Origin of the sequence: Corynebacterium sp. HMSC073D01, from assembly GCF_001815555.1 — a bacterium.
Taxonomy (GTDB): Bacteria; Actinomycetota; Actinomycetes; order Mycobacteriales; family Mycobacteriaceae; genus Corynebacterium; species Corynebacterium glucuronolyticum.
Map to the genome: position 1 here is coordinate 212,508 of NZ_KV821025.1, position 376 is coordinate 212,883.

Below are 376 nucleotides of genomic sequence, written 5' to 3' on the forward strand. Positions count from 1 at the left end.
TAAAACCTGCGGCGTACAAGGTCAGCAAACACGTTTCGGCCTTTGGCTCGCACGGTGGTTTTTACTCTTCGTCGCCTGGTATACCCGCAAAGGCCTAAATCCTTCATGATCCTGGCCACACGCTTGTGGTTTAGAGGAGTAGAACCTGGATCATCATTGAGTTTAAGCCGTAATACGCTTGGCACCGTAGCAACCGTTTTCTTGCCGGAAGACCTCCGTGATGCGCACCCCAAGAAGCGCATCTGACAAAGCCTTGTGATCCCGCCTTTCGCGTCTAAAACGCCAGGTGTTGTAGCTACTGCGGTGGATTGTCAAAACAGCACACATCCGCTTGACCGAGTACACGGTGCGGTGGTCATCAACAAACCGGAAGCGG

1 protein-coding gene and 1 pseudogene are annotated in these 376 nt (G+C 52.9%); both read right to left on the reverse strand.

Going from position 1 to position 376, the window contains the following annotated elements; all coding sequences use genetic code 11:
- Nucleotides 1–242 (reverse strand): IS3 family transposase (locus HMPREF3044_RS13600; protein ID WP_141759629.1); only part of this gene is annotated, 242 nt, incomplete at its 3' end.
- A pseudogene (locus tag HMPREF3044_RS13215) lies at nucleotides 163–376 on the reverse strand (IS3 family transposase); the annotation flags it as partial. The pseudogene HMPREF3044_RS13215 and the gene HMPREF3044_RS13600, both read right to left, overlap by 80 nt.